This window comes from Leptospira congkakensis (assembly GCF_004770265.1).
In the GTDB taxonomy this organism is placed as follows: domain Bacteria; phylum Spirochaetota; class Leptospiria; order Leptospirales; family Leptospiraceae; genus Leptospira_A; species Leptospira_A congkakensis.
Window position 1 is genome coordinate 38,597 of the sequence record NZ_RQGQ01000001.1, and the last position, 22,916, is coordinate 61,512.

16 protein-coding genes are annotated in these 22,916 nt (G+C 36.0%); 6 read left to right on the forward strand and 10 right to left on the reverse strand.

Annotation, left to right across the window (positions count from 1 at the left end; genetic code table 11):
• The 7 genes from EHQ70_RS00195 to EHQ70_RS00225 all read right to left on the reverse strand — a co-directional run bounded on the left by EHQ70_RS00195 (position 1) and on the right by EHQ70_RS00225 (position 6,895).
• Positions 1–501 carry a hypothetical protein gene (locus tag EHQ70_RS00195; protein WP_135582970.1) on the reverse strand — a complete coding sequence of 167 codons (501 nt, stop codon included), beginning with the start codon at positions 499–501 and terminating at the stop codon, positions 1–3.
• Complete coding sequence (locus tag EHQ70_RS00200) at positions 501–3,017, reverse strand: TonB-dependent receptor plug domain-containing protein (RefSeq protein WP_135582971.1); 2,517 nt, start codon at positions 3,015–3,017, stop codon at positions 501–503. Before EHQ70_RS00200 ends, EHQ70_RS00195 begins: the two co-directional genes overlap by 1 nt.
• Positions 2,989–3,330 (reverse strand): hypothetical protein, encoded by a 342-nt coding sequence (locus tag EHQ70_RS00205; RefSeq protein WP_135582972.1) that lies wholly within the window; start codon positions 3,328–3,330, stop codon positions 2,989–2,991. Before EHQ70_RS00205 ends, EHQ70_RS00200 begins: the two co-directional genes overlap by 29 nt.
• Entirely contained in the window at positions 3,327–3,719 is a 393-nt protein-coding gene (locus tag EHQ70_RS00210) for a hypothetical protein (RefSeq protein WP_244288170.1), read from the reverse strand. Before EHQ70_RS00210 ends, EHQ70_RS00205 begins: the two co-directional genes overlap by 4 nt.
• An 8-nt stretch (positions 3,720–3,727) precedes the next feature.
• Positions 3,728–4,099 (reverse strand): LIC20211 family lipoprotein, encoded by a 372-nt coding sequence (locus EHQ70_RS00215; RefSeq protein ID WP_135582973.1) that lies wholly within the window; start codon positions 4,097–4,099, stop codon positions 3,728–3,730.
• Positions 4,100–4,226: 127 nt separating this feature from the next.
• Complete coding sequence (locus EHQ70_RS00220; RefSeq protein ID WP_135582974.1) at positions 4,227–4,964, reverse strand: LytR/AlgR family response regulator transcription factor; 738 nt, start codon at positions 4,962–4,964, stop codon at positions 4,227–4,229.
• Positions 4,965–4,969: 5 nt separating this feature from the next.
• Positions 4,970–6,895, reverse strand: a complete 1,926-nt coding sequence (locus EHQ70_RS00225) for a PP2C family protein-serine/threonine phosphatase (RefSeq protein WP_135582975.1) — start codon at positions 6,893–6,895, stop codon at positions 4,970–4,972.
• A 92-nt stretch (positions 6,896–6,987) separates the two neighbouring features.
• Between EHQ70_RS00225 and EHQ70_RS00230 the strand changes: the two genes are divergently transcribed.
• From EHQ70_RS00230 to ahpF, 3 genes are all read left to right on the forward strand, one after another.
• Positions 6,988–7,905: a hydrogen peroxide-inducible genes activator gene (locus EHQ70_RS00230; RefSeq protein WP_135582976.1), complete on the forward strand. Its 918-nt coding sequence runs from the start codon at positions 6,988–6,990 to the stop codon at positions 7,903–7,905.
• Positions 7,906–8,012: 107 nt separating this feature from the next.
• Positions 8,013–8,576, forward strand: a complete 564-nt coding sequence (gene ahpC, locus EHQ70_RS00235; protein ID WP_135582977.1) for an alkyl hydroperoxide reductase subunit C — start codon at positions 8,013–8,015, stop codon at positions 8,574–8,576.
• A gap of 44 nt (positions 8,577–8,620) precedes the next feature.
• Positions 8,621–10,180: an alkyl hydroperoxide reductase subunit F gene (gene ahpF, locus EHQ70_RS00240; protein ID WP_135582978.1), complete on the forward strand. Its 1,560-nt coding sequence runs from the start codon at positions 8,621–8,623 to the stop codon at positions 10,178–10,180.
• On the opposite strand, the gene EHQ70_RS00245 is transcribed toward ahpF, so the two are convergent.
• Positions 10,166–12,544 carry a PAS domain-containing protein gene (locus tag EHQ70_RS00245; protein WP_135582979.1) on the reverse strand — a complete coding sequence of 793 codons (2,379 nt, stop codon included), beginning with the start codon at positions 12,542–12,544 and terminating at the stop codon, positions 10,166–10,168. The genes ahpF and EHQ70_RS00245 overlap by 15 nt on opposite strands.
• A gap of 43 nt (positions 12,545–12,587) precedes the next feature.
• Positions 12,588–13,016: a hypothetical protein gene (locus EHQ70_RS00250; RefSeq protein WP_244288171.1), complete on the reverse strand. Its 429-nt coding sequence runs from the start codon at positions 13,014–13,016 to the stop codon at positions 12,588–12,590.
• Positions 13,017–13,168: 152 nt separating this feature from the next.
• Between EHQ70_RS00250 and EHQ70_RS00255 the strand changes: the two genes are divergently transcribed.
• Genes EHQ70_RS00255 through EHQ70_RS00265 form a run of 3 tightly spaced genes read left to right on the forward strand, consistent with a single transcriptional unit; the run spans position 13,169 to position 22,063 of the window.
• Positions 13,169–18,238, forward strand: coding sequence for an alpha-2-macroglobulin family protein (locus EHQ70_RS00255; protein WP_135582981.1), 5,070 nt, complete (start codon positions 13,169–13,171; stop codon positions 18,236–18,238).
• On the forward strand, positions 18,235–20,424 hold the full coding sequence (locus EHQ70_RS00260; protein WP_135582982.1) for a transglycosylase domain-containing protein: 2,190 nt from the start codon (positions 18,235–18,237) through the stop codon (positions 20,422–20,424). The genes EHQ70_RS00255 and EHQ70_RS00260 overlap by 4 nt, the downstream gene beginning before the upstream one ends.
• Entirely contained in the window at positions 20,405–22,063 is a 1,659-nt protein-coding gene (locus tag EHQ70_RS00265; protein ID WP_244288172.1) for a sulfatase-like hydrolase/transferase, read from the forward strand. The genes EHQ70_RS00260 and EHQ70_RS00265 overlap by 20 nt, the downstream gene beginning before the upstream one ends.
• On the opposite strand, the gene EHQ70_RS00270 is transcribed toward EHQ70_RS00265, so the two are convergent.
• Positions 22,060–22,731 carry a TetR/AcrR family transcriptional regulator gene (locus EHQ70_RS00270; RefSeq protein ID WP_135582983.1) on the reverse strand — a complete coding sequence of 224 codons (672 nt, stop codon included), beginning with the start codon at positions 22,729–22,731 and terminating at the stop codon, positions 22,060–22,062. The two genes, EHQ70_RS00265 and EHQ70_RS00270, sit on opposite strands and share 4 nt — an antisense overlap.
• Positions 22,732–22,916: the final 185 nt, after the last annotated feature.

Genomic DNA, 22,916 nt, shown 5'->3' on the forward strand with positions numbered 1-22,916 from the left:
CTATTCTCCGTTTTGAATGTTATTAAATAATAAATATAATGGAATTTGATCCACGCTGATTTGATTGTTGGTCGATGAAAAACAAGATCGTAAACAAGATATTGCTGAACTAGATGTTAGACTAGATTCTATCAGTATTGGAATTGTGGATTGAACACAAACTCCAGAATTTGTTTTTGATTTCCAATCGGTTACTTGACAATTAAAAGCACAAGTTTGTGCGATTCTTGACATATCTTTATACACAGTAGCTATCATAGTTTGGCAAGTGAGTGTTTTTGCCGCTGATGTTGTTTCGGTAAAAGTGCCACCTACCGCAGTATAATATGCTTTGAAACATAAATCTTTGTTGGTTATGATAGATTCACAAGTTTCCTGCGGTGCGTTAGGCGTCGTAAGATACTGCAACAATACTGTTTCTTTGTAAGAATCTTCGAACTTTTTCGATTCAGCACAAGAGAATAGTAATACGATCCCAAATAAAAGGATAAAGTATTTCATTAGAAGTGTACCTCCATACCAACGTTAAAGAAAGGAATTACGGTTCCACCTGGAAGTTGTAAGGTTCCAAAAGTATCATTTTCTCTAGGGTTCGTTGCTGAAAATGGTCTTGAGTTATCATAATCGTATCCGTTTTTGTTTTTTCTCATATAAACGTTTACGATTTCTAAATACCAGTTCAGGTATCCCCAAGAATAGTTTTCAAATATATCAAAACGAATGTCGAACCTATGAAAATCTGTTCCGCGTTTTACGTATCCATACTCGGAAGAGTTTGGATTATTAGAGTATTGTGGATTCCAAAAAGTGAGTCCATTGAGTGGATTTGAAAATCTACCACCGTCATCTCCGACAACAGGTCTAGAAGGCACTGATGTTAAATAACTCCAACGACCACCAATTTGGTATCCTTCGCTAACTCTCCATCCATAAATAAAATTGGCAACATGGGTTCTATCCCAAGGAGCTAGTTGTTCTTTTGAGTTGGGAAAATATGCTGCTAAAATTTTTCTCTCAATACCGCCAACTTGTGAATTATCACCTTCGTAAACTTGGTATAAGTTTGTGTTTTGAAATGACTGTGACCAAGTATATGAAATCCAACCGAACCAGTCTCTTGTTCCTGGGCGTGCATTTTTTCGAATTAATAGTTCATATCCATGTGACCAACCGGTTGCTCTGTTTGAATAGTTTAACGGACGATTGGCGACAATTGGTTGTGTTAACCATTGTCCCTTATCTGGGTTTAAACCAACAGGAGTAGAAACATAAGGATCATCAATGATGGTATCAGTGAAATTGTTTTTAAATACTTCCATTTTCACCTGCCAGACTTGATCAATTTTTTGATCAATCCCCGCACTGATTTTCCTTGCTCTTTCAAAACGTAAATCAGGGTTTCCTGTTTCCGCATTGAAGTTGGTTGTGAGAGGAAATCTGGAAACATCTCCACCACTTCCATAAAAAGTAAGTCCTTGTCCTACTTCAGGGAATGTATAGGAAGCAGTTGCTCTTGGAGTTAATGCTCCATTACCAGTGACTTGAACATAGTCATAACGTACACCTGGTTCAAATGCAAAGTTTCCATATTTAAAATGTAATGTTGTATATGCATTGTAATAAGGAGTATTTCCTTGTATGTTAATTGGTCGGCCAACAAAATCTGGATTTGCCGTATTGTATGGGTTAGGTGCCGGATTGGTTGGATCTCGTAGTGCCACTTCTGTTCCATAATCTCTAAAGGAAAATCGTCGAACCTCAGTTCCAAAATCTACCTTGAGAAATCGTGTTGCCGTCCAATACGCATCTTGACGAACACCAACGTAACTTCCTCTTTGGTATTGTTTTCCTTGGATGGATCCAAACCCAACATTGTATTCGCCAATTGGATCAAAGTTGATCAATGTTATGCGGTTTTGGAACTTGTCTCCAGGAATCCAAGTATATCTAAGGGCAGTGGTTCTAAAACTTTGCCCAAAGTTTATATTGGCTCCTCCCGCAACGGCTAGTGGTGAAGCTGTGGGGTCATTGACTGGTTTACTGGAAAGGTTAATTGCAAAGTTATCCTGAGCGGATAAGTTATAAAAAGCAATCTGATGTTCTGGAGTAAAGTTGTGAACATATTTGATTTGTGAATCGTTATAACGTGGAAGACGAATTCCTTCCGGCAATAAACCGGAGGCACCTAAGGTTTTGTCTAAATAACCTAATTTTCCAGCAATAGCAAGATATCCTTTCCCTCCAGAAGTGGGGGTGGCTGCATAGGCAGTGGTATTCCATAAAGATACTTGAAAAGCACCTTTTGTTTTTTGAACTGAATCAACTGTTTCAATTTCAATAACACCACCTGTCGCATTATTGAAGTTTGCTGGATATGCACCGGAATATAAGTCTATCGATTTGATTAAATCGTTATGGATGACTGATGTTAATCCATCCAAGTGGAATGGATATAAAATAGGGAGGTCATCATAAAGGTAGGTGTTGGCATTAGGATTGGCACCACGAACGATGATTCCGTTGGCACCACCACCAAAGCCGATATTGGGAATGACTCCGGGAAGTGTTTCCAAAGCACGAAGTGCCTCACCAAAAGTTCCTGGCATCCTTTTGATTTCTTCGTAACGAACTTTTGTTCTGGAAGCAATTGTTTTTTCCCTTTCTCCTTCGACTACGATTCCCGTTCTAGGAGCACTTGCTTTTTTTTCTGTATAAATGGTTCTTTCTTCATCCGAAGATCCAACAGTAATTTTGATTTCTTGAATCCCTGTATCACGTAATAAACGTAAGGTGTAATCACCTGGAGATGGAAAATCAAGAGTGATGTTTCCTTCTGCATCCGTTTGTGAAAATTTTTTGGTTTCAAAAATCAAAACGGATAAATTTTTCTCTGCGATTTCTTTTTTCGGATTGATGAGTTTGGCGCGAATACTCACAGCCAAAATTGGGGATCCGAAACAAAAAAGAAAAATCCCAAATATGATACGATTATTTAATTTGAATTTTGCTGATTTCATTGAAGTTTATATACCATGGGACTTCTCCCGTTTCTTTTTCGAGGTAAATGAGCGTGCAGGGTAACGGATATCCAAGAAACGGACATTCTGTACGAGTGATTGCAATTGTACAAAAATCTAAATTTCTTTGGATTGGTTTGTTGATAATGACTAGTGGAGGATTGGGAATGGGATTTCCACATTTTTCAGAAGCAAACTTTGCTGCAGCATAAACTTGGCTTTGGGCATCGTTTGTATCAACACGATCCACACCTGGACCACATTGAATCAAAAAACTTATGGTGAGTGAAAAGATAACTATTTGAAGTTTCATTTGTTACCTTTTGGTACGATAGTTTCTTCTGGTTGGCCAACTACATCAGCCGTTACATTGACAGCGGTAACAAGTCCAAGGGGAAAATATGCTTTATCTTCTCTTTGGATTTTGATATTGATAAGTGTTTTTCCATTCGGATACTTTTCTAGAATTTGACTCATCGCTAGTTCTACATTAGGTGCCTTTGTGACAGGAAACATTCCCAGTAAATAAAATGCCGAATCTTGGCCTTTTCCTTTACCAAGAATTTTATAATCCGTGGAGCGCACTACCGTAGCAGAATCATATAAATATATATCTTTTGGAACATGAGAACCAATACAGCCCATCGCCATTATGGTTGCCGATAGAATCCCCATTAAAATTTTCAGAATCGTTGTTTTCATTTTTGACACTATCTTTTGTTTTTAGTAGTCGATTGTGACGGGAAACGAACCAAATCACCTTTTACGCTAAATCTAAATCTTGTGATAGGCCCAAAGATTGATTTGTCATTCCAATAACGAATGTTAACGAGTGCATCACCGGATTCTTCTTCCATAATTCTTTCGTATAAATCAGTAACAGGTGGCTCGGTAATTGGAAATCCTAGAATGATGAGATCAACGGCATACCATGTAAAAGTTTTCTCTACAGTTTTCGCAGTTTCGTAAGGAGTGTTTGGGATTGGTTTGTTGCTTGTCGCAATTCCAACGGAGGAGGAGGCACAATTAACTAATGCGATAGAGAAAATGAGAAGGGTTATTATTTTTACTAAATGTTTCATGAGATGGACTCCGTTCGTATCTAGATTCCATTTCTTCTGGTTTGGTCAATGGATAAATTACGTTAACGTTCATTAACTACTTAACTTGGAATGAACGCTACATATTCCGGAGTGAAATCGGAACGGGTTAAAGTTTTAGGGCTTCTTTGAGATTTTGGGCAAAAGAACGGCCCACAGGAAGTGTAGTTTCATCTTCGTTTTTTAACTGGATGGTATAAGATCCACCCTTGTCGTAACGCAAACTAGTCACAAAACTTAAATTAACTAAAAAACCTTTGTGGATTCGAATGAACTGTTCCGAAGGCAATTTTTCTTCGATTTCTTTGAGTAATTTTGAAGTTTCGTAATCTTTTTGTGAAGTATGGACCACGCAACTTTTGTTATTTGCTGATATAAAATGTATGTCTTGAAAAGGTAATAAAAACACCGCTGAATCAGATTGGATTTTAAGATGAGTTTTTTTCTCTTCTTTTGATGTCGGGATTTGTTTTGATTCTTGAAGAAAACGTAAAGCTTTATCGACGGATTTTCTAAATCTTTCAAAAGAAAAGGGTTTGAGTAAATAGTCTGTTGCATCCAAATCAAAGGCTTCTACTGCATGTTCACTATAGGCAGTTGTAATGATAAAAAACGTAGATTTGTGGTGTTCTTTTCGTAAAATATCCATTCCATTCACAGCGGGAAGGTTGATATCCATAAAAACTAAATCAAATTTCTTTTCTTGTAAAAGGTTTAGTGCTTTGTCTCCACTTTCTGCAATTCCTGAAAGTTTTAACTCAGAACAATTCATAATATAATCCATCATGAGCATCCGAGCAGGATACTCATCTTCAATGATTAATACTGAATAGGTGGAAGGTTCCATTAATTTTAAGTTACATCAATAAAGAAAAAAGTGACATCATCCTTTAACTCTTCTTCTGAAAATTTTGAAATTTGAACAATAATTTCCTGAGACAAGGATTTTATATCCTTGTTCTTTCCTCTTTCCAAGAGATCAAGTATTTTGCTTTCACCAAACAATTTATTTTCGGCGCGAGCTTCTGTGACTCCATCAGTAAAAAAGAAATATCGATCCCCAGTTTGCATTTTGTAGATCCATTCGCTATACACAAATGATTCATTCCAGCCAATGATGGGGCCTTTTACATTCATCAATTCGAATTTGCCTTTGATACGATTGTAAATTAATGGATTTGGGTGGCCTGCGGTGGAGAAGACAACAGTTTTTTCTTTTGTATCGATGAGGGCACAACAAGCAGTAATAAAATATCGACTCACAAGTGAAGTGAGCGCTTGGTTCATATGTTCTAGTACATCTTTGGGAGAATTTAGATTTTTTGTAGATTCTCGAAATTGTACTTTTACCATAGAAGATACAAAGGCAGCAGGAACGCCGTGACCTGCTACATCAGCAATTAACAAAAGCAGACGATTGTCATCTAATTCCACCCAGTCATACAAATCTCCCCCTACTTGTTTCATCGGTAGGTAAGTGGTATGGATACGAATGCCGATTGTATTGGGATGTTCTTTTGGTAAAAGATAACTTTGGAGTTGGGATGCAAAAAACAAATCCTGCTCTAAGTCTTCGTTTTTTTCTCTAAGTTCAATGGTCCTTTCATGAACTCGGATTTCTAAGTCTTTCGTTAATACAGAAAGTTCTTTTTCATTTTTGGCATGTCGGTAAGAGATAGCAACACCAGAAAGGATCATTAAAATCAAAAAACCATATTGGGTTAAATAGATATTTTTTCCAGAGGTTACATCGATCATGATATCAATGGTTGCACCAATACAGATACAAATAAATCCTACGGTTAAGAAGTATGCTTCTGCCTTTTTTTCTTTTGCTGCCCGGATGACTCCTCGAACAATAAAAAATACAACGAGCAATAGAGAGAATTCCCAAATTCTTAAAAGTAAAATCCTGGTTGGAATTTCAATGTTCCAAGTTTGAAAAAAGGCGAGGCAGAGTAAAAAGAAAACTAACAAACGTTCTTTTAAATGGAATTTTGTTTGGAATAAGGAATAACTGAAAAGGAAAATGGAAACAGGGAGTAAGGCTTGTGCTGTAAAAAAAACTTTTAACCAAAAAAGAAAAGAAAAGTTTGTGTATGTATAACTTATATTTAAGAGGGGGAGTCTCCACATAACAAATATGATTGTGGATAGTAAAAGATAAAAATTTGCTTTTGCCTGTCTTTTTAAGACAATAGAAAAAATTTGGTAAGCCCCAATTCCAAAAAACAACATGATAAAACAAAAATCGCGTCCATCTTCATTGATGATGAATTCTTGTAAGAGGTCATAGTTTCCCATAACAGGGATTTTTCGAAATATTCCGCCTTGGAAGGTTTTGTTGCGAAAGTGGATTTCTAACTCAAGATGGTTGATTTCGTTTTCTTTGAGAACAGAACTAGGGATAAAATACAATCTTTTATAATACCAATTTGGCGCATACGATCCATCTTCCGTGAATCCACCAGTTTCTCCGAGTAGTATTCCGTTGATGAATAGTTTATCGACTTCTTGGATACGGTCTAAGTAGATACCAAGTGGTTTGTTATTTGGTTGGTAATAGAAACTTGTTTTGTAAGATCCGTGAATCGGAGGATTAAAGCCCTGCAGGGAAAGTCCTTTGCCAACTTGGATGGGTTTTGTTTCGCCTTGGGACGTAAATGTCCAATCGCCAGACATGGTTGTCAGGTTTTGGGAACTTACTTTTAGTGGTTCCGAGGAAAGCGAAAATACTGTAGTAAGTAAAATGGGAAAAATAAATGAGAGAAATCTCATCGGTATCGGCTAAGGATAGTTGTGTACAAAGAGAAAGCAAGTTGATTTTCCTTCTCCCATTCAGTTTAGTTATTTTTTTGGAGAGTCTCTAAATGACAATCACTCAACTTCGTTATATAGTCGCTTTGGATCAATTTAAGAGTTTTGCTAAAGCCGCCGAACATTGTTTAGTTGCTCAACCTACACTCAGTTTACAGATTCAAAAAGTAGAACAAGAGCTAGGTTTTGAACTTTTTGATCGCAAAAAAAATCCAGTCATTACCACCAAATTAGGGAAAGCCGTAGTGGATCAGGCCAAAAATACATTAAAGGAGGCTGATAAACTTTTTGAAATTGCGGGTCAATGGAAAGACGAACCTGCAGGAAATATATCCATTGGGATCATTCCAACCGTAAGTAATTATTTGATTCCTTCTATTTACAATCGTTTGCAAACTGAATTTTCGAAAGTCAATTTCCGAATTTCAGAACTTCCAACACTTTCCATTATCGAAAAATTGGAATCGGAAGAAATTGATTTAGGAATTCTTGCCACTCCATTAAAAGTTTCAAATATCGTAGAACACCCGCTTTACTACGAACCCTTTGTTGTTTATTATCCCAAGGATGCAAAAGAAAAATCTAGTTCCGTTTCCATGAAACATATCGAAAAATATCCCTTACTTGTACTTGGTGAGGAACATTGTTTTCGTCATCAATCTTTAAAAATCTGTAATCGTAACTCTCTCGCTAAAATTGAAAGTGGAAGTGTGGAAACTTTGAAACGAATGGTTGATATGGGAATTGGAGTTACTCTGTTGCCTAAATTGTCTGTGGATTCATCTTCCAAACGAATTGTTCCTTTTGATTCTCCGGAACCGGCTCGGGAAATTAGTTTGGTTTACAAAAAAGGTTTTTACAAAACCAAAATTCTAAAAAAACTAACGAGTTTGATTTTGAATGTAATTCCAAAAGACTACCATTCGAAGGAAAAATACAAAATCATTGGAGTATCACTCAACCAAGATTAACGCAAAAATAGCTTAATAGTTTTTATAAATCTTTGCATTTATAGTATTTATTTTACAAATGATTCGATTTGGGCTATATTCTTCTTAATAACAAAGGAGGATATTCAATGTCCAATATCAACACTCAAATTCCAGACTTCACTACGGAAGCTTTCCATAACGGTGCTTTTAGAAAAATTAGCAAAAAAGACGTTCTTGGAAAATGGTCCGTATTTGTTTTTTATCCGGCAGATTTTACTTTTGTTTGCCCTACTGAACTTGGCGACGTAGCAGACTACTATGCAGAACTTCAAAAAATGGGAGTGGAAGTGTATTCTGTTTCCACTGACACACATTTTGTTCACAAAGCATGGCATGAAGCAAGTGACACAATCAAAAAAATCAAATTTCCAATGCTCGGTGATGCTTCTGGAAAGATTACAAGAGGATTTGGAATTATGATTGAAGAGGATGGTCAAGCACTTCGAGGAACCTTTGTTGTGAACCCAGAAGGTGTGATCAAAACTGCTGAAATCCATGATCTAGGAATTGGACGTTCTGCTGAGGAACTAGTTCGTAAAGTACAAGCAGCACAATATGTTGCGAACAACGACGGCGAAGTTTGTCCAGCAAAATGGAAACCAGGTAATTCCACTTTGAAACCAGGTCTTGACTTGGTAGGAAAAATCTAAACTAAATTAGGCGGGGTAAAGCCCGCCTAAATCGGGAGGTTATTATGTTAGATGAATCAACAAAGGAACAAGTAAAACAATATTTCGAAAGAATTAAAAACCCGGTAAACATTCTTTTATTTTCGGGAGATCATGAAAAAAGAGGGGAGTTGGTAGAGTTTTTAAATGATATCGTATCTCTTAGTTCGATGATCACTTTAGAACATTCAGAAGATAAAAATGATGGTCTTCGATTTGCCATACTTTCTGAAAGAAAACCAACAGGAATTGAATTTTCTGGAATTCCTATGGGTCATGAATTCACTTCACTCATTTTAGCAATTTTACAATCCGGTGGAAATCCAATTAAATTGGAAGAAGGGATTTTATCTGCAGTATCCAAACTTAGAGAACCATTACATTTTGAAACTTTCATCTCTTTAGATTGTCATAACTGTCCTGAAGTGGTGCAAACACTGAATAGTTTCTCATTGGTAAACCCTTCTATCTCTCACAATATGATTGATGGAGCCATGTATCCTGAACTTGTGAAAGAAAAAAATATCCAAGGCGTTCCTGCAGTTTTTCTAAATGGAAAACGTTTTCTTTCGGGAAAGGCAGAAGCATCAGTTATCTTTGATAAACTTTTGGAATTGTATTCTATCCCAGAATCTAAAGAAGAAAATTCTGAAATTACAAATCCTTCAGAAGTTTATGACGTAACTGTCATTGGTGGTGGGCCTTCGGGTGTGACCGCTGCTGTTTATTCTGCTAGAAAAGGATTAAACACTCTTGTCATTGCTGACAGGTTAGGTGGTCAAGTAAAAGACACTTTAGGAATTGAGAATATCATTTCGATACCTTATACGACTGGGCCAGAACTCACGAATGTATTGGCCGAACAGTTAGAGAAAAACCAAATTCGTAAAAAAGAAAATGTTCGTGTATTAAAAATTGAACCAGGGAAACTGAAAACCATTCATTTGAATACTGGTGAACGAATTCTTACAAAAACGATCATTCTTTCTACCGGTGCTAAATGGCGTGAACTTGGTGTGCCGGGAGAAAAAGAATTTGTGGGAAAAGGCGTTGCCTATTGCCCTCATTGTGATGGCCCATTTTTTAAAGACAAAGATGTGGCAGTGGTTGGTGGCGGTAACTCTGGTGTGGAAGCAGCTTTGGATCTCAGTGGGATAGTCAAATCAGTCACCTTGATTGAGTTTGGTGATAAACTCAATGCGGATAAGGTGTTACTTGATAAGGTTGCGGCATCTTCCAATATCAAAACCTTAGTTAAAGCCCAAACGATGGAAATCCAAACGAATACAGAAAAAGTAACAGGGCTTATTTATAAGGATAGAACTTCGGAAAATTCAGAAACCATTTCACTTGATGGAGTTTTTGTACAGATCGGACTAGTACCAAACAGTAGTTTTGTGAAAGATTTGGTTGCAACCAATCGTTTTGGAGAGATTTTGGTGGATGAAAAATGTAAAACCAATGTGGATGGGATTTTTGCTTGTGGAGATGTGACAAACACTCCTTACAAACAAATCATTATTGCTATGGGTGAGGGTGCAAAGGCTGCGATCAGTGCTTTTGAATATCTTTTACACGCGGCTTGAAGATAACCATTTTTCAACGGTATTGTAGAGATCGGCGGATGAAATGGGTTTGGTTAGGAAGTCATCCATTCCCGATTCCATCGCCGTATCTTTCACAGAAAAAAAAGCTCCTGCCGTTAATGCAACGATGGGAGTTCTGTGATTAGAATTTTTTTCTATGGTTCTGATTTCGACAGTAGCTGTATATCCGTCCATCACTGGCATTTGTAAGTCCATAAAAATAAGATCTGGAATTTTTTTCTGAAACTGTGTTACAGCATCGGATCCATCAACAGCATATCTCAATTGAATGTTAGGATATCTTTTTAATAACATTTTAGAGAGTAACCTTTTGTTTAAATCGTTATCTTCCACAATTAAAATATCATTTTGAATTAAATTGTTTTCAATGATTACCGATTCGTCTGGAGTTGTTAGTTTTTCTTCAAATAAGTTGGAAGATACGGATCCAGAAGAATTTACATGTAAGGATAAAACAAAATAAAAGGTACTTCCTTTGCCGAGTTCACTTTCAAAACGTAAATGAGAATTCATTTTCTGAATGAGTTCACTTGTGATTGTGAGACCAAGCCCCGTTCCTCCATACTTTCTTGTGATGGAAGTATCTGCTTGTGAAAAAGAATCAAACAGTTTTGTTTGTGAACTGATATCAATTCCAATTCCCGTATCCGCAACAGAGAATTCTATCTCGATCAAATCATCCGATTGTTTGATTGGTTTTACAGATACTTCTACTTCCCCTTCATGTGTGAATTTAATTGCATTCCCAATTAAATTGGAAAGTACTTGTCTCACACGCAAAGGATCTAAAGAAACAAATTTAGGTAGAGTCGGATCTAAGTTTAGTTTTAAAAGAATGGCTTGGGAAGCTGCTGAAATTTGGAAAAGATCTACCGTTGACCGTACTAAATCGATGAGGTCTGTACTAATTAGTTCCAGTTCCATCTTACCTGAATCAATTTTTGAAAAATCAAGAATTTGATTCACCAAAGATAACAAACTTTTTCCAGAAAGATAAATACTTCGTAAATACTCCTTTTGTTCGTCGGTGAGTGATGCATGTAACAAAAGTTCTGTGAATCCAATAATTCCATTGAGTGGTGTTCTGATTTCATGGCTCATATTGGCTAAAAAGTTTCCTTTCGCCAGGTTCGCAGCTTCTGCCATTTCCTTTGCTTTTCGTAAAGTATGTTCTATCTTTTTGATTTCTGTTAGATCGGAATTGGAACCAACCATTCTAATTTTATTGCCGGAAGTATCTCTTTGGATATAACATCTCGACAATACATGAGCATAATTTCCTTTTCTTTTTTTCATTTGGAAACTAAACTCAAAAGTTTCTCTTTGTGAATGCATGATGTTATCTAAAAATTCGGATACCCATTCTTGATCATCTGGATGGATCAAACTTTTCCAATAACTGATTTTGACATTTTCTGGTTTTTCATCATTACCAAACTCCAACCACCATCTTCTTGAATAAATGACTGAATCGTTTGACAAGTCCCAATCAAACCAACCATCAGAACTAACTTCTAAAATTAGCGCATATCGTTCGTTAGATTCCTTTAGAGCATATTCTGCGCGTTTTTGTTCTGTGATGTCTTTGCTAGAACCGACAATGAATTTAAATTTACCATCAACTTCAATCGGTGTAAGGGCAGTTGTCCAGACCTTTGTTCCTGCGGGCATGGGAATGCTTTCTTCGTATGTGATTGTTTTTTTTGCTTTGAGTGCATTTTTGAAATTTTTGATGACAGGTGCACCTAATGCCTCTCCTAAAAGATCAATCGGTGTTTTTCCTTGGATTGATGACTGTGTAAGACCAGTGGCTTTTTCATATGCTGAATTGATTCGTCGAATGACAAAGTTTCCATCATCTAATACTTCTATGAGAAACATGGAGTCTTGACTTCCATTGAAGAGGATATTGTTTTCGAGTAACAATTGTTTGATACCAGAAGATTCGTTTTTGATAAAATCTTGTAAGGATAATAATTCAGAGATATCGGAGATAATCCCATCGAAACGTAGGACTTTTCCAGATTCATCTCGGATCAGTCGGCCTTGGCTCTGGACAAATTTGATTTGGTTGTTTTTGGTGATGATGCGATAACGGATTCGAAACTTATCCGTTTGGTTTAATAGAGTTAGCGCTTGTTCGACTATATGTATATCTTCGGGGTGGATCATCTTCCACCAAACACCTAATTCTTGTTTGAAAAAATCAATAGGATAACCGCTGAGAGTTTCCACGGAAGGGCTGATATAAATAATTTCTAATTCGGGAAAACTAGCCGAAAAAACTACCTCCTCCATTGCGGAGAGAATTTGCATTTCCAATGAAGGAGGAGGCGTTTTCATACCACCCATTGGACGAAAATTTCTCCTGAATTTGCCAGCTAAATTATGATTTTCTAATAAGAAATGGAAGAGCTAATTTGGGGGTGAATTTGTTATAACTCATTCCCAGGAAATCTGTTTCGTTGAATACTCGAAATTCGTCTATGAAAAACGGCCAAGGAAAAGGTGCATTTTTGGTATATTTTAAGATGAGGCTTGGTTTTCCGTCAAGTTTTGATTTTTCTAGGGATAAATTCATGGGATACCGCATTTGGAACTCTGTTCTGTTAGGGGGTAAAAACAAATTGTAAGCAATTTCGGATCCATCAAATGATTTCCCCCACCAGTGCCGAAACGACATAAAATTCAGACTGAAACTAGCACTTGTTTGAAACCACTTTGGGCCGATCCATTCTGCTTTAAAATTTCCCACGGGAAATGACTCAGGTGCTTTTAATTCTAAAAATTGTTTTTTGATTTGAATGAGGGACATCGTCATCAATCAAATTGCAAAATACCAAAAGCATAGCGAAAATTCTGATAGATTTAAAAAAATATGGAAAGATTTTCCATTTCATTCAGGAAAGAGTTGGCAAGAGGAGGTGTACATCATAGAACAGAGAACATTCGATTTCCGGAGTTCTCATGCGTAAGTTGGTATTGGCTTTTAGTTTATTGTTTTTTCTTGGTTCTTGTAATTCCATCACTGGACTTTTTCGATCCATCAAACGAGTTATTTTTCCAAGTAGCTGTCGCATAGAAGTCAAACTCGACACAACAGATCTCAAATACTTAGAAGATCTTTGGGATTACCAAATTACAGTTTCGGAAGATACCAACTTAAGAGAACTAGCTTCTGCTGTAGAAATTTTACCAAAACCATCTGATCCAAAAACAGAATTTTCTGACTATGTGAGTCGCGAATTTTCATTGGACCAATGGAACTTTGATCCAGGTGTTTCTTATGAAATCAAAATTGGAAAATTTTATGCGGAGAACGATTGTTTCTTAGAGACACCAGTTAGTTTCAAACTTCCTGTGATGGCAAAAAAACCATCCTTCTATTTATCTAGGGAAAATATTTTTGAATCCAATTTAAACAAAGTCCTTCCTATTTCTATTTCGAACGTTCCTGAATTTGAAATTCGATCTGCTGAATTGTCCATTCCAGTTCTTGTGAATGCGGTTGCAACACTGGGCAATCGTTATTATGAATTTGAAAACCAACTGAATTGGAAAAAAACAATATGGAAATCAGGAGTCAAAGTGAACTCCTTTGGAAACCAAGGGATGGATATTGATACTTATTTTGGTTCCAAACCCAATACAAAAGCATGGATTGCTTTTCAGTTAGGTGCCAAAGTCATTGGAGACAACAACAAAGAAGAATTCAAAAAAGAATCTATTTTTTTACAATCTACTAACTTAGGAATCACAACAAAATTAGATCCGAATACCCTCCATGTTTGGGTACATTCTCTATCAAAAGCAGAACCTGTTGCGAATACAAATATGAGTTTGTATGAGAAAGGTAGTCTCCGTGGTACTTGCAAAACTGATAAAGATGGTCATTGTACTTTGCCGACCATCAATGATACAAAATCTCTCGAAAAATCAGTGTTAATTGCAGAAGATTCTTCTGGAGATAATACCTTCCTTCATTTTAATGAAACACATATTGAAGGGTATAGTGATTATTATTCAGAAAATAATGTAAAAGGAAAAATTTACTTTGATAGGAAATTATACAGACCAGGTGACCGAGTAGAAATCAAAGCAGTCCTTGCTGATAGAAAAAATGGAAATCTTGTTCCTTATGCGTCTAAATCTGTAAATTTACAAATTCGTGATTCTCGTGGAAAGGATATATCCAATACAAATTTAAGTTCTACAGGGCAGGGTGGCGTTTACGCCGGTTATACAATTCCTTCTGATGCACCACTTGGTCATTATTCCGTATCGGTTTACGTTCCTGGCAAATCTTATTCTGTAACTTATGATACCTTCCAGGTAGAAGAGTTCCGTCCTGTAAATTTTATGGTGAATGTGAATTTGGCAAATGCTGTTAACAGAGACCAAAATGTAAAAGGTGCGGTCGAAGGTAAGTATATGTTTGGGGCTCCAATGGGAGGAGCAAAAGTCAGTTATTCAGTATTAAAAAGAAAAAGATACATTGCTTTCGATTCTTTTTCCAATTATGATTTTTCAGATACATGGTATGATTATGAGGATGAATATTCGGATAGTAATTCAGATTATGTAACTGGATCGGAAGGCGTTTTAGATAGCAAAGGTTTATATAGTTTAGATATTCCTGTTCCAAACTTAACTCGAAAGTTTGTGACTGATGGTGAAGATATAGAAATTGCCGATCCATTTAATTTAGTTGTAGAGTCTTCTGTCTTTGATGTAGACGGAAAATCAGTCACCAAGTCATCCAGTATCCCTTACAATCCATCCGAATCTTATGTTGGTTTAAAATGTAATGATAGATATCAATCTTTGGACAAACCATTTCAATTTGGAGCTGTATCGGTCAACTTACAAGGTAAAGCCGTTGCCGGTGTGGAACTAAAAGCTTATATCATTTATAATGACTGGACTTCTGTTTTGTCTAAGGGTCTTGGGAAATTTTTCTTTCGTAGCAACCAACTAACAAAAAAGGTTGTAGAAGTTAAAAAGTTGGTATCGAAAGCCGAAGGAGTTTCTTTTGATTATCGTGCGAAAGATCCAGGTAGTTATACAGTTTTAGTTTTAAACAAAGACAAAGTTTTTTCAAGAGTGGATTTTTATGCTTACGAAAAGGAATCTTATTATACTTGGGACTTTCGTGGGGATGACTCCATTGAGTTACGCACAGATAAACAAGAATACAAAATCGGTGATAAGGCAAAAATTCTAATCAAATCTCCACTTCAGAATTCTCGAGTGATTGTGACTGTGGAAAGAGATTCGGTTTATTTCAAAAAATCATTTTTGATGAAAGGGAATAGTGCCCCTCTTGAAATTCCTATTGAAGAATCTTATCTCCCGAATGTGGATGTTAATGTTGTTATGTTATCGGGAAGGTTACCTGTTCCCGAAGGTCTATCTTCTGATGATATTAAAGAGTTCAATGAACAAGATTTAGGTGCTCCGAAAGCAAAAACGGGATCAGTCACTTTAAAAGTTAATTTGTCATCTAGAACGGCACCTGTAGTGATCAAAACGGACAAACAAGAATACCAACCGAGAGAACAAGTAAAACTATCAATCCAAACAAATCCAGGTGCGGAACTAACTGTGTCAGTTGCGGATCGTGGTGTGTTGGATTTGGTCGGTTATTCATTCCAAAGCCCAGTCCAAATGTTCTATCAATATTGGCACAATATTGTCAAAACTTTTGAACTTCGTAGTATGATCATCAAACATTATATATACGAAAATAAAGGTGATAGTCCTGGTGGGGATTACGGCGAAGATTCTGGCGGTGGGTTTTCTGCAGAATCGGAATCGGGAGCAAGGAAAGATTTCCGTTACACTGCTTATTGGAATCCAATTGTGATTGCCGATAGTAGTGGAAACGCTGATTTAAGTTTTGTTTTACCGGACAACCTAACTACATTTAGGGTAATGGTGGCTTCCTCTGCCAATGGAAAATTTGGTGCATCCAATTCCGAATTTATTGTCAAAAAGAATCTTGTTTTACAAAAAACAGTCGCAAGGTTCATTCGTGTTGGCGATAGTTTAGAGTTAGGTGGAAGTATTACCAATAATACTAAGAAAAAAGGAAAGTTTAAATACAAAATCGATTCAAAATTTTTATCCGAAGACAAAGGTTGGATTTCTATCGAACTTGCAGCGGGTCAAACCAAGGAAGTCCTTAGAACCTTCCAAATTTCCGAATCACAATATATCAAACTGAAACAAAGCCAACCCAAGGATGATATCCAATTATCCTATCAAATCTCCGTGGAACCAGAAACGGGTGCAGAGTTTACCGACTTAAAAAAATCAGACCTTAGTGATGCTTTGGTAGTCACTATGCCAATCAAAGAGTTTGATCCTGTAACATCTGTTCAATTTTCAGGTTATACAGATTCGGAACACAAAACCTTAATATCTTTTCCGAAAAAAGAATCCATATTACTCAACAAAGGATCTTTGGACATTCGTATGTCGGGAACGGCTCTCACGGCATTAAAATCAGCCTTCGATTTTTATGAATCCAATCCTTACTTTTGTATGGAACAAAGGACTTCTGCTTATTTACTTTCTCTTAGTGCGGGTGAGTTATTAAAAGAATTTCAATACAAAGCTCCGGCAAAAGATTCTTATGATTTTACTCAAATCGAAAAATTGTTTTTGGATGAAATGTCTGAGTTTCAAACCAGCGATGGGAGTTTTAAGGTATGGAAGGGTCATGGTAGAACGGGATATCCTTATTTAACTGCTTATATAACATCAGTGATGCAGATTGGAAAAGAGAAAGGAAAAAGATCAAATTCTAAAGCTTATGATTTAGCCATTCAATACTTACAAAATTATGTAAAAAATCCTACGGAAACTTCGGTCAATTCTTATCAAACATTGAGTTTGATTTATTCTGTTCTTTCAAAAGATAAAAAGGACATCCATTCTTTAGAAAAAACATTGGTCGATCATTTTGAAGAATTGAATTTAAAATCTCGCGGAATTTTTCTTACTGCTTATGCTGAAACACATAAACTTGAATCTTCAGATTCAGATCCCGTGTTTAAAAAATTATTCTCTGAATATTCGAATTTTATAGTTTATGATAAAGAATTATTCACCCTAAAACCTCTGAAAAAAAATACAGATGAATACTATTACTATTCGTATTATAGTTCTTCAACGGTTCTTGGAAATTATTTACGATTGTTGCTGAAAGTAGATTCCAAAAATCCAAGGATTGTTGATTTGGTAAAATCGATAATGGTAGACAGACAAAATCAGTTTTGGTCAGACAGTCATAGTGTCGGAACCATTGCACTTGCATTGGCAGAATATAGAAATCGTTTCGAATCAACTTCAACAGATACAGAAGGCCAAGCAATCTTTGGAGAAAAAACTTTAATTGATGAGTCTTTTTCTTCTTCCTCAGATTCCATCTATAAAGAAGAAATCACCTTTGACAGGTTATTTGAAGGAAAGGATCCATCGGGTCGGCCATTACTATTCAAACGAACTAGTGCTGAGGGAAGATTGTATTTTCAATCTAGATTGATGTATGTTCCTGTAAAAGATACCACCACACAAAAGTTTAACGGTCTTGAGATTAGAAAAACTTTGTATCGGATCGACGGTAGAAATTCCAATGGAGATCCTATTTTAAAAGAAGTCACAAACCTGGAACGTGGCTCTACCTATCTCGTAAAAGTAAAGATACTTAGTAATTTAGATCAAGCATTCGGAATGGTTGTGGATCCAATTCCAAGTAATACCGAAATTGTAAATACTTCGTTTTTGACCGAAAAAAAATCAGATGCCGAAGATACGGATGTTACAAATACTTATTACGGCGGATATAAAGAATATCGAGATGATCGTGTTATCTTTTCGGAAGATTACATAAAAAAAGGCGAAACGGAATTTAATTATATTTTGAGACCGGTGGCGAAAGGAAATTCCATTATGCCGGCCTCTAAAACATTTTTGATGTATCATCCTCAGTTTTATGGGAATACCAACACCATCCGAGTGAAAGTGGAGTGAGTTCTATAAAAAAATATATTATATATTCAGTGTTAGTGGGATTCTTTGTGGTTCCACTAGCCATTTTTTTATTAAGACCAATTTCTTTTGAATCCTTTCAAAACCATACAACAGTTCGCATCCTTACGAAAGAAGGAACTTTGATTGGAAGAGGAAAAAACAAAAATCAAACCAGGCAAGATTGGGAAAATATTCGTGAATACCCAGACTTTGTTCCTGAAATTTTAAAAATTGCCGAAGATAAAAGATTTGATGACCACCATGGAGTGGATGTTTTTGCAGGTATCAATTCTCTCGGTTCCTATATTTTTTCCAAAGGAAAACGGGGAGGTGCTTCCACAATCACCATGCAATTGGTGCGTATCCAAAATCCGGAGATTCGTTCTTATCCTTTTTTCGTGCGGAAAGGTTTTGAAATTTTGGAAGCACTTCGATACGAAGTTTGGTTAAGCAAATCCGAAATTTTAGAAGCCTATTTAAATTCTGTCTCCATCTATGCAAATACCGTTGGATTTCCTTCCGCATCACTATTGTTATTTGGTAAACACATTCGTTTTTTGTCGATTGAAGAAACTGTTTATCTTACGGTTCTCATACGAAAAAATAAACCTGAACTAAAAGAACTTTCGATCCGTTATCATAACCTCCGAGATAGAATCAAATATCCAATACCAAAGTTAGAGAATCCAAATGAACTAAGGGTTGGATTTACTTCCTCCAATCATCCTAATGTTTCAGATCAATGGAAGGGAGAAAACCAACATTTCTTAAATTGGATTCGCATTTTGATTTCAAAACCATCAGAAGAATTCGTTTCATCCTTATCTTCTGAATTAAACTCCGAATTACATTCCATTGTGAATTCCGAATTGGAAGGTTTAGAAAGATGGAATGTTTCCAATGCATCTGCTATTGTTTTGGAGCGGGTTCCTGGCAAAAAAGATGAACTAGAGCTTAAAGGAATGATTGGATCCAAAAATTTTTTTGAAGATGGAAATGGAATGGTAAATGGAAGTTTGGCATATCGAGATGCTGGAAGTACACTCAAACCATTGTTATATGCACTTACCATTGAAAAAGGTCAGTATTCTGTTAACTCCATTTTTTCTGATGAAAAATATTCTTTTTCTTTAGGACAAGGAGGTAACTACCTTCCTAGAAATGCAGATCTTCGGTATTGGGGAGATTTGACCTTGGCAGAAGCTTTAGGAAACTCTCGGAACATACCAGCTGTGACTGCGATCAACCAATTGGGTGTAAATACATTTTATCGATTTTTGCAATCAGCTGGATTCACTCATTTAAAAGAGTCCCCTCAGTTTTATGGCCCAGGGCTTGCTTTGGGTGCTGGTGGAACAAGCCTCCTCCAGTTAACACGTGCTTATGGAACATTTCCTCTAAAAGGAATCCTTCCTAAAATTCTCCTGGGAAAAATTGACAACCAACCATTATACTTTGGTGATTCGTCTCAATTATTTTCTCCTGAAACTGCAGAAGAGATAAAGTTTGTATTAAGAGATCCTAAGTTAAGGCAGAGGGCATTTGGACGGCGAAGTTATTTGGATTTTCCTTTCCCCGTTTCCATCAAAACTGGAACTTCGAAAGACTATCGAAATTCTTGGACAGTAGCATTTAATGAAAATTATGTGGTGGGAGCTTGGGTTGGAAATTTTTCTGGGGAAAGAACTATGGATGTATCTGGTTCTTTTGGAGCCGGACGAATTGTTCAGAATATATTTCGTACTTTGATGAAAGACAAACCAAAACTGGAATACCATTCTCATTTAACGGAAACTAGAAATTTTTGTCGAGTCACTGGGAAGTTAGCACAAATGAATTGTCCTTCCATTGTATTAAGAGTCAGAAAAAAAGTATTCCTTCCTGAACCCTGTGATAAACATAAAGAAGAACCATCTGGATCCGTTTTGGGTGTCGGTTTTGTTTATCCTTCGATGGGACAAATATTTTTATACCATCCATCTTATGAAAGGGAAACACAAAGTATTCCTGTCAGAATCCGCGAAATGAAAACCTTAAAGGAACCAAAATTAATTTGGAATGAGAAAGAAGAACTAAAACCATCCTCAAACGGCGAGTTACGTTTGCCTATCATTCGGGGTAAACAATCATTAGTATTATATGATGGAGAAATGAAGAAGGCATCTGTTGATTTCGAAGTTAAATAAGTTAGGTAATTCAATTCGTTCTTTGTTTTTGGGAAATGTTTCCAGCTTACTTCTTTGTATATTTTTTTATATTTTTTGGGGACCTAACACAATTTCCTTCCAAGGTTGGTTCTACTTTCATGGATTTTTCCTGACTGTATTTTTAATTTTTAACTTGGTTTTAGATTCTTTTTTGAATCAAAAGCTGAAGATTAAAAATTCAAAGCCGATTCTTTTTTATCGATTGGTTTTATGGACTCTTTTTGTGGTGGTTCTTAGTTACCAACAAGTGTATCAAACTGCATTGACTGTTTCTCTTGTTGTATATTTTTTTCAACACCTTTCTCTTCTCTACTCTGATATCCTAAATTTTGTATACCAGTGGAATCTTTGGCAATGGATTGGATTGTTGATTGGATACTATTTGATTATTACGAGAAAAACTTTAGAGTCAAAGAAACATTTGATTGGATTTTTCACCTGTATTCTGTTATTTGTTTCTTTTCGTTGCGGACTGGACTTATTACGTTCCAATACTGATCCAAAACCTAACACTTCACAAATACTACAACGAGTGAAATCCAATTTAGAATCGATTCCAGGAAAACCAAATTTGGTTTTCGTTTTATTGGAAGGTGTTCCAAGGAAACACTTAAGTAAATTAAAATCACGTTATATTGATTTTTCTAAATTAGCGGGATCTTATTTTTGGATTCCTATGCCACATACCTCCAAAAGTCTTTTTACTTGGATGACGGGAGAGTCACAACTAAACCACACTCGTTTGCGTTTGGACGATTCCATATTAGAATCGAATCTTCCCAAAGAATTAGAATCAAAACATGGTTATCATACAGAGATGACCTATACTCAATCCATATACTTTGAAGGGATGGAACAATTTTTTCCAAAAATCTTTCAAGTTGTTTTGGATAAATCAGAATTAGAAAAAAGATTTGGGGCTCTTCATTCCTCTTTTAGTTGGGGAATGGATGACAGAGTCATTTTTCCTGCGATCAAACAAATTTCGAATTCAAAAATGCCTTATTTTTTATTTTTAGGTCTAAGCCAAACCCATAGTCCTTATTTTGTATCCAAAAACAGTTTTGATGGTCAAAGAATATCACCTTTTGATCGTTATATGGATTCTCTTTTGGAGGAAGTCGAAGTTTTGGATTCGATTATTTCTTATTTAAAAGAAAATACTTCAAGGGAAACTGTAGTCATTCTTTCTTCCGACCATGGGGAATCCTTTGGCGAAGAAGGAGCTCATGCTCATAATTATTCTTTATACAATCAAGAAACAGATGTTCCTTTTTTATTGTATTTTGTTAAATCGAACCAAATTTACATTCCTAAACTCGGAAGTTCAATCGATTTTAAAGATACCATTCTAACTTTGATAGAGACAAACTCTTTAGAAAAAGAAAATACGCGAAATACAAATTTTTTCCATCCGAACTATCAACTGGATTTAGTTTTGAAAACTTGGAATTCAGAGATTCAAAAATCTTGGATTAACAATGAAAAAAAATACATCTATCATAGCGATAGAGATCGATTATTCGAAATGGACTTTGGGGAAGAAAAAAGAATTCCCGTTACTGATCCTAAATTTAAACAAAAAATTTTAGACCATATATATTCGAAAATTGATTAGACTGATTTATTTCCGTTTAACAATGTTAAGATGGAGTTTCTTAAAAAACTTTTATAATCTAAAATGAATATATCCAATCCGTTTTCCTTGACTGCTTCTTTTACTTGATTGGATGGAAATCCATGAGACCAAGATCCAACAGCTAAGGCATGGCATTGCATCAAAAATAAAAAACCTGATTGTTCATTTAAAAAGGGAAAGGTTTGGAATAGAAGTGGTAAGACTTTAAAAATTTGTTCCTTCAAACTAAGTTTGAATTCGCGAATGGTTTCTACACTGGCATTTTTTTCTAAGATAGTTGGAACAATTGGTAGAAGTTTTAAAAATCGAACATGTCGATCCATAGAATCTACAAACCATTTCGCAAACTGATTCGCATCAATTGATTGTGTTTCTGTTAGAAAATTTTCCATGTCTAAAAACCAAGCTTCATAATCACCTATGTGAACACGAAGGCAAAGATCTTCCTTTGTCGGAAAGTATAAGTATAGAGTACCTTTTGCAATTTTGGCTCGTTTGGCAACTTCATCCATAGAGAGTTCCGCCCAGTCTTTCTTTTGTAAAAGAAATGCCGCCGATTGGAGAATGGAGGTGCGTTTGGAAAGTTTGTCTTTTTCCAATACTGCTCTTTTTTTTGGCGAACGTTCTGCAACTGCTGTGCGGCTCATACCTCCAATATGGAAAAATCCAAAAAAATATGCTAGAAAAAAACGGTTATTGACTATAGGTCAATTCAAAACAACCAGCAGTCATTTATACGTGACTTATAGTCATAAAATTCCTGAATTTTGTTAAGATTCATACAAAACTTTCTATACAAATAAAAATTTACGAATTTACATTCCGTCAAAAG

Excerpts from the sequence above, each read along its gene's own strand:
- EHQ70_RS00215 (WP_135582973.1), bottom strand. The coding sequence starts at position 4,099 with ATGAAACATTTAGTAAAAATAATAACCCTTCTCATTTTCTCTATCGCA.
- EHQ70_RS00245 (WP_135582979.1), bottom strand. The coding sequence starts at position 12,544 with ATGAAAACGCCTCCTCCTTCATTGGAAATGCAAATTCTCTCCGCAATG.
- EHQ70_RS00255 (WP_135582981.1), top strand. The coding sequence starts at position 13,169 with ATGCGTAAGTTGGTATTGGCTTTTAGTTTATTGTTTTTTCTTGGTTCT.
- EHQ70_RS00250 (WP_244288171.1), bottom strand. The coding sequence starts at position 13,016 with ATGTCCCTCATTCAAATCAAAAAACAATTTTTAGAATTAAAAGCACCT.
- ahpF (WP_135582978.1), top strand. The coding sequence starts at position 8,621 with ATGTTAGATGAATCAACAAAGGAACAAGTAAAACAATATTTCGAAAGA.
- EHQ70_RS00230 (WP_135582976.1), top strand. The coding sequence starts at position 6,988 with ATGACAATCACTCAACTTCGTTATATAGTCGCTTTGGATCAATTTAAG.
- EHQ70_RS00195 (WP_135582970.1), bottom strand. The coding sequence starts at position 501 with ATGAAATACTTTATCCTTTTATTTGGGATCGTATTACTATTCTCTTGT.
- ahpC (WP_135582977.1), top strand. The coding sequence starts at position 8,013 with ATGTCCAATATCAACACTCAAATTCCAGACTTCACTACGGAAGCTTTC.
- EHQ70_RS00270 (WP_135582983.1), bottom strand. The coding sequence starts at position 22,731 with ATGAGCCGCACAGCAGTTGCAGAACGTTCGCCAAAAAAAAGAGCAGTA.
- EHQ70_RS00200 (WP_135582971.1), bottom strand. The coding sequence starts at position 3,017 with ATGAAATCAGCAAAATTCAAATTAAATAATCGTATCATATTTGGGATT.
- EHQ70_RS00210 (WP_244288170.1), bottom strand. The coding sequence starts at position 3,719 with ATGAAAACAACGATTCTGAAAATTTTAATGGGGATTCTATCGGCAACC.
- EHQ70_RS00220 (WP_135582974.1), bottom strand. The coding sequence starts at position 4,964 with ATGGAACCTTCCACCTATTCAGTATTAATCATTGAAGATGAGTATCCT.
- EHQ70_RS00225 (WP_135582975.1), bottom strand. The coding sequence starts at position 6,895 with ATGAGATTTCTCTCATTTATTTTTCCCATTTTACTTACTACAGTATTT.
- EHQ70_RS00205 (WP_135582972.1), bottom strand. The coding sequence starts at position 3,330 with ATGAAACTTCAAATAGTTATCTTTTCACTCACCATAAGTTTTTTGATT.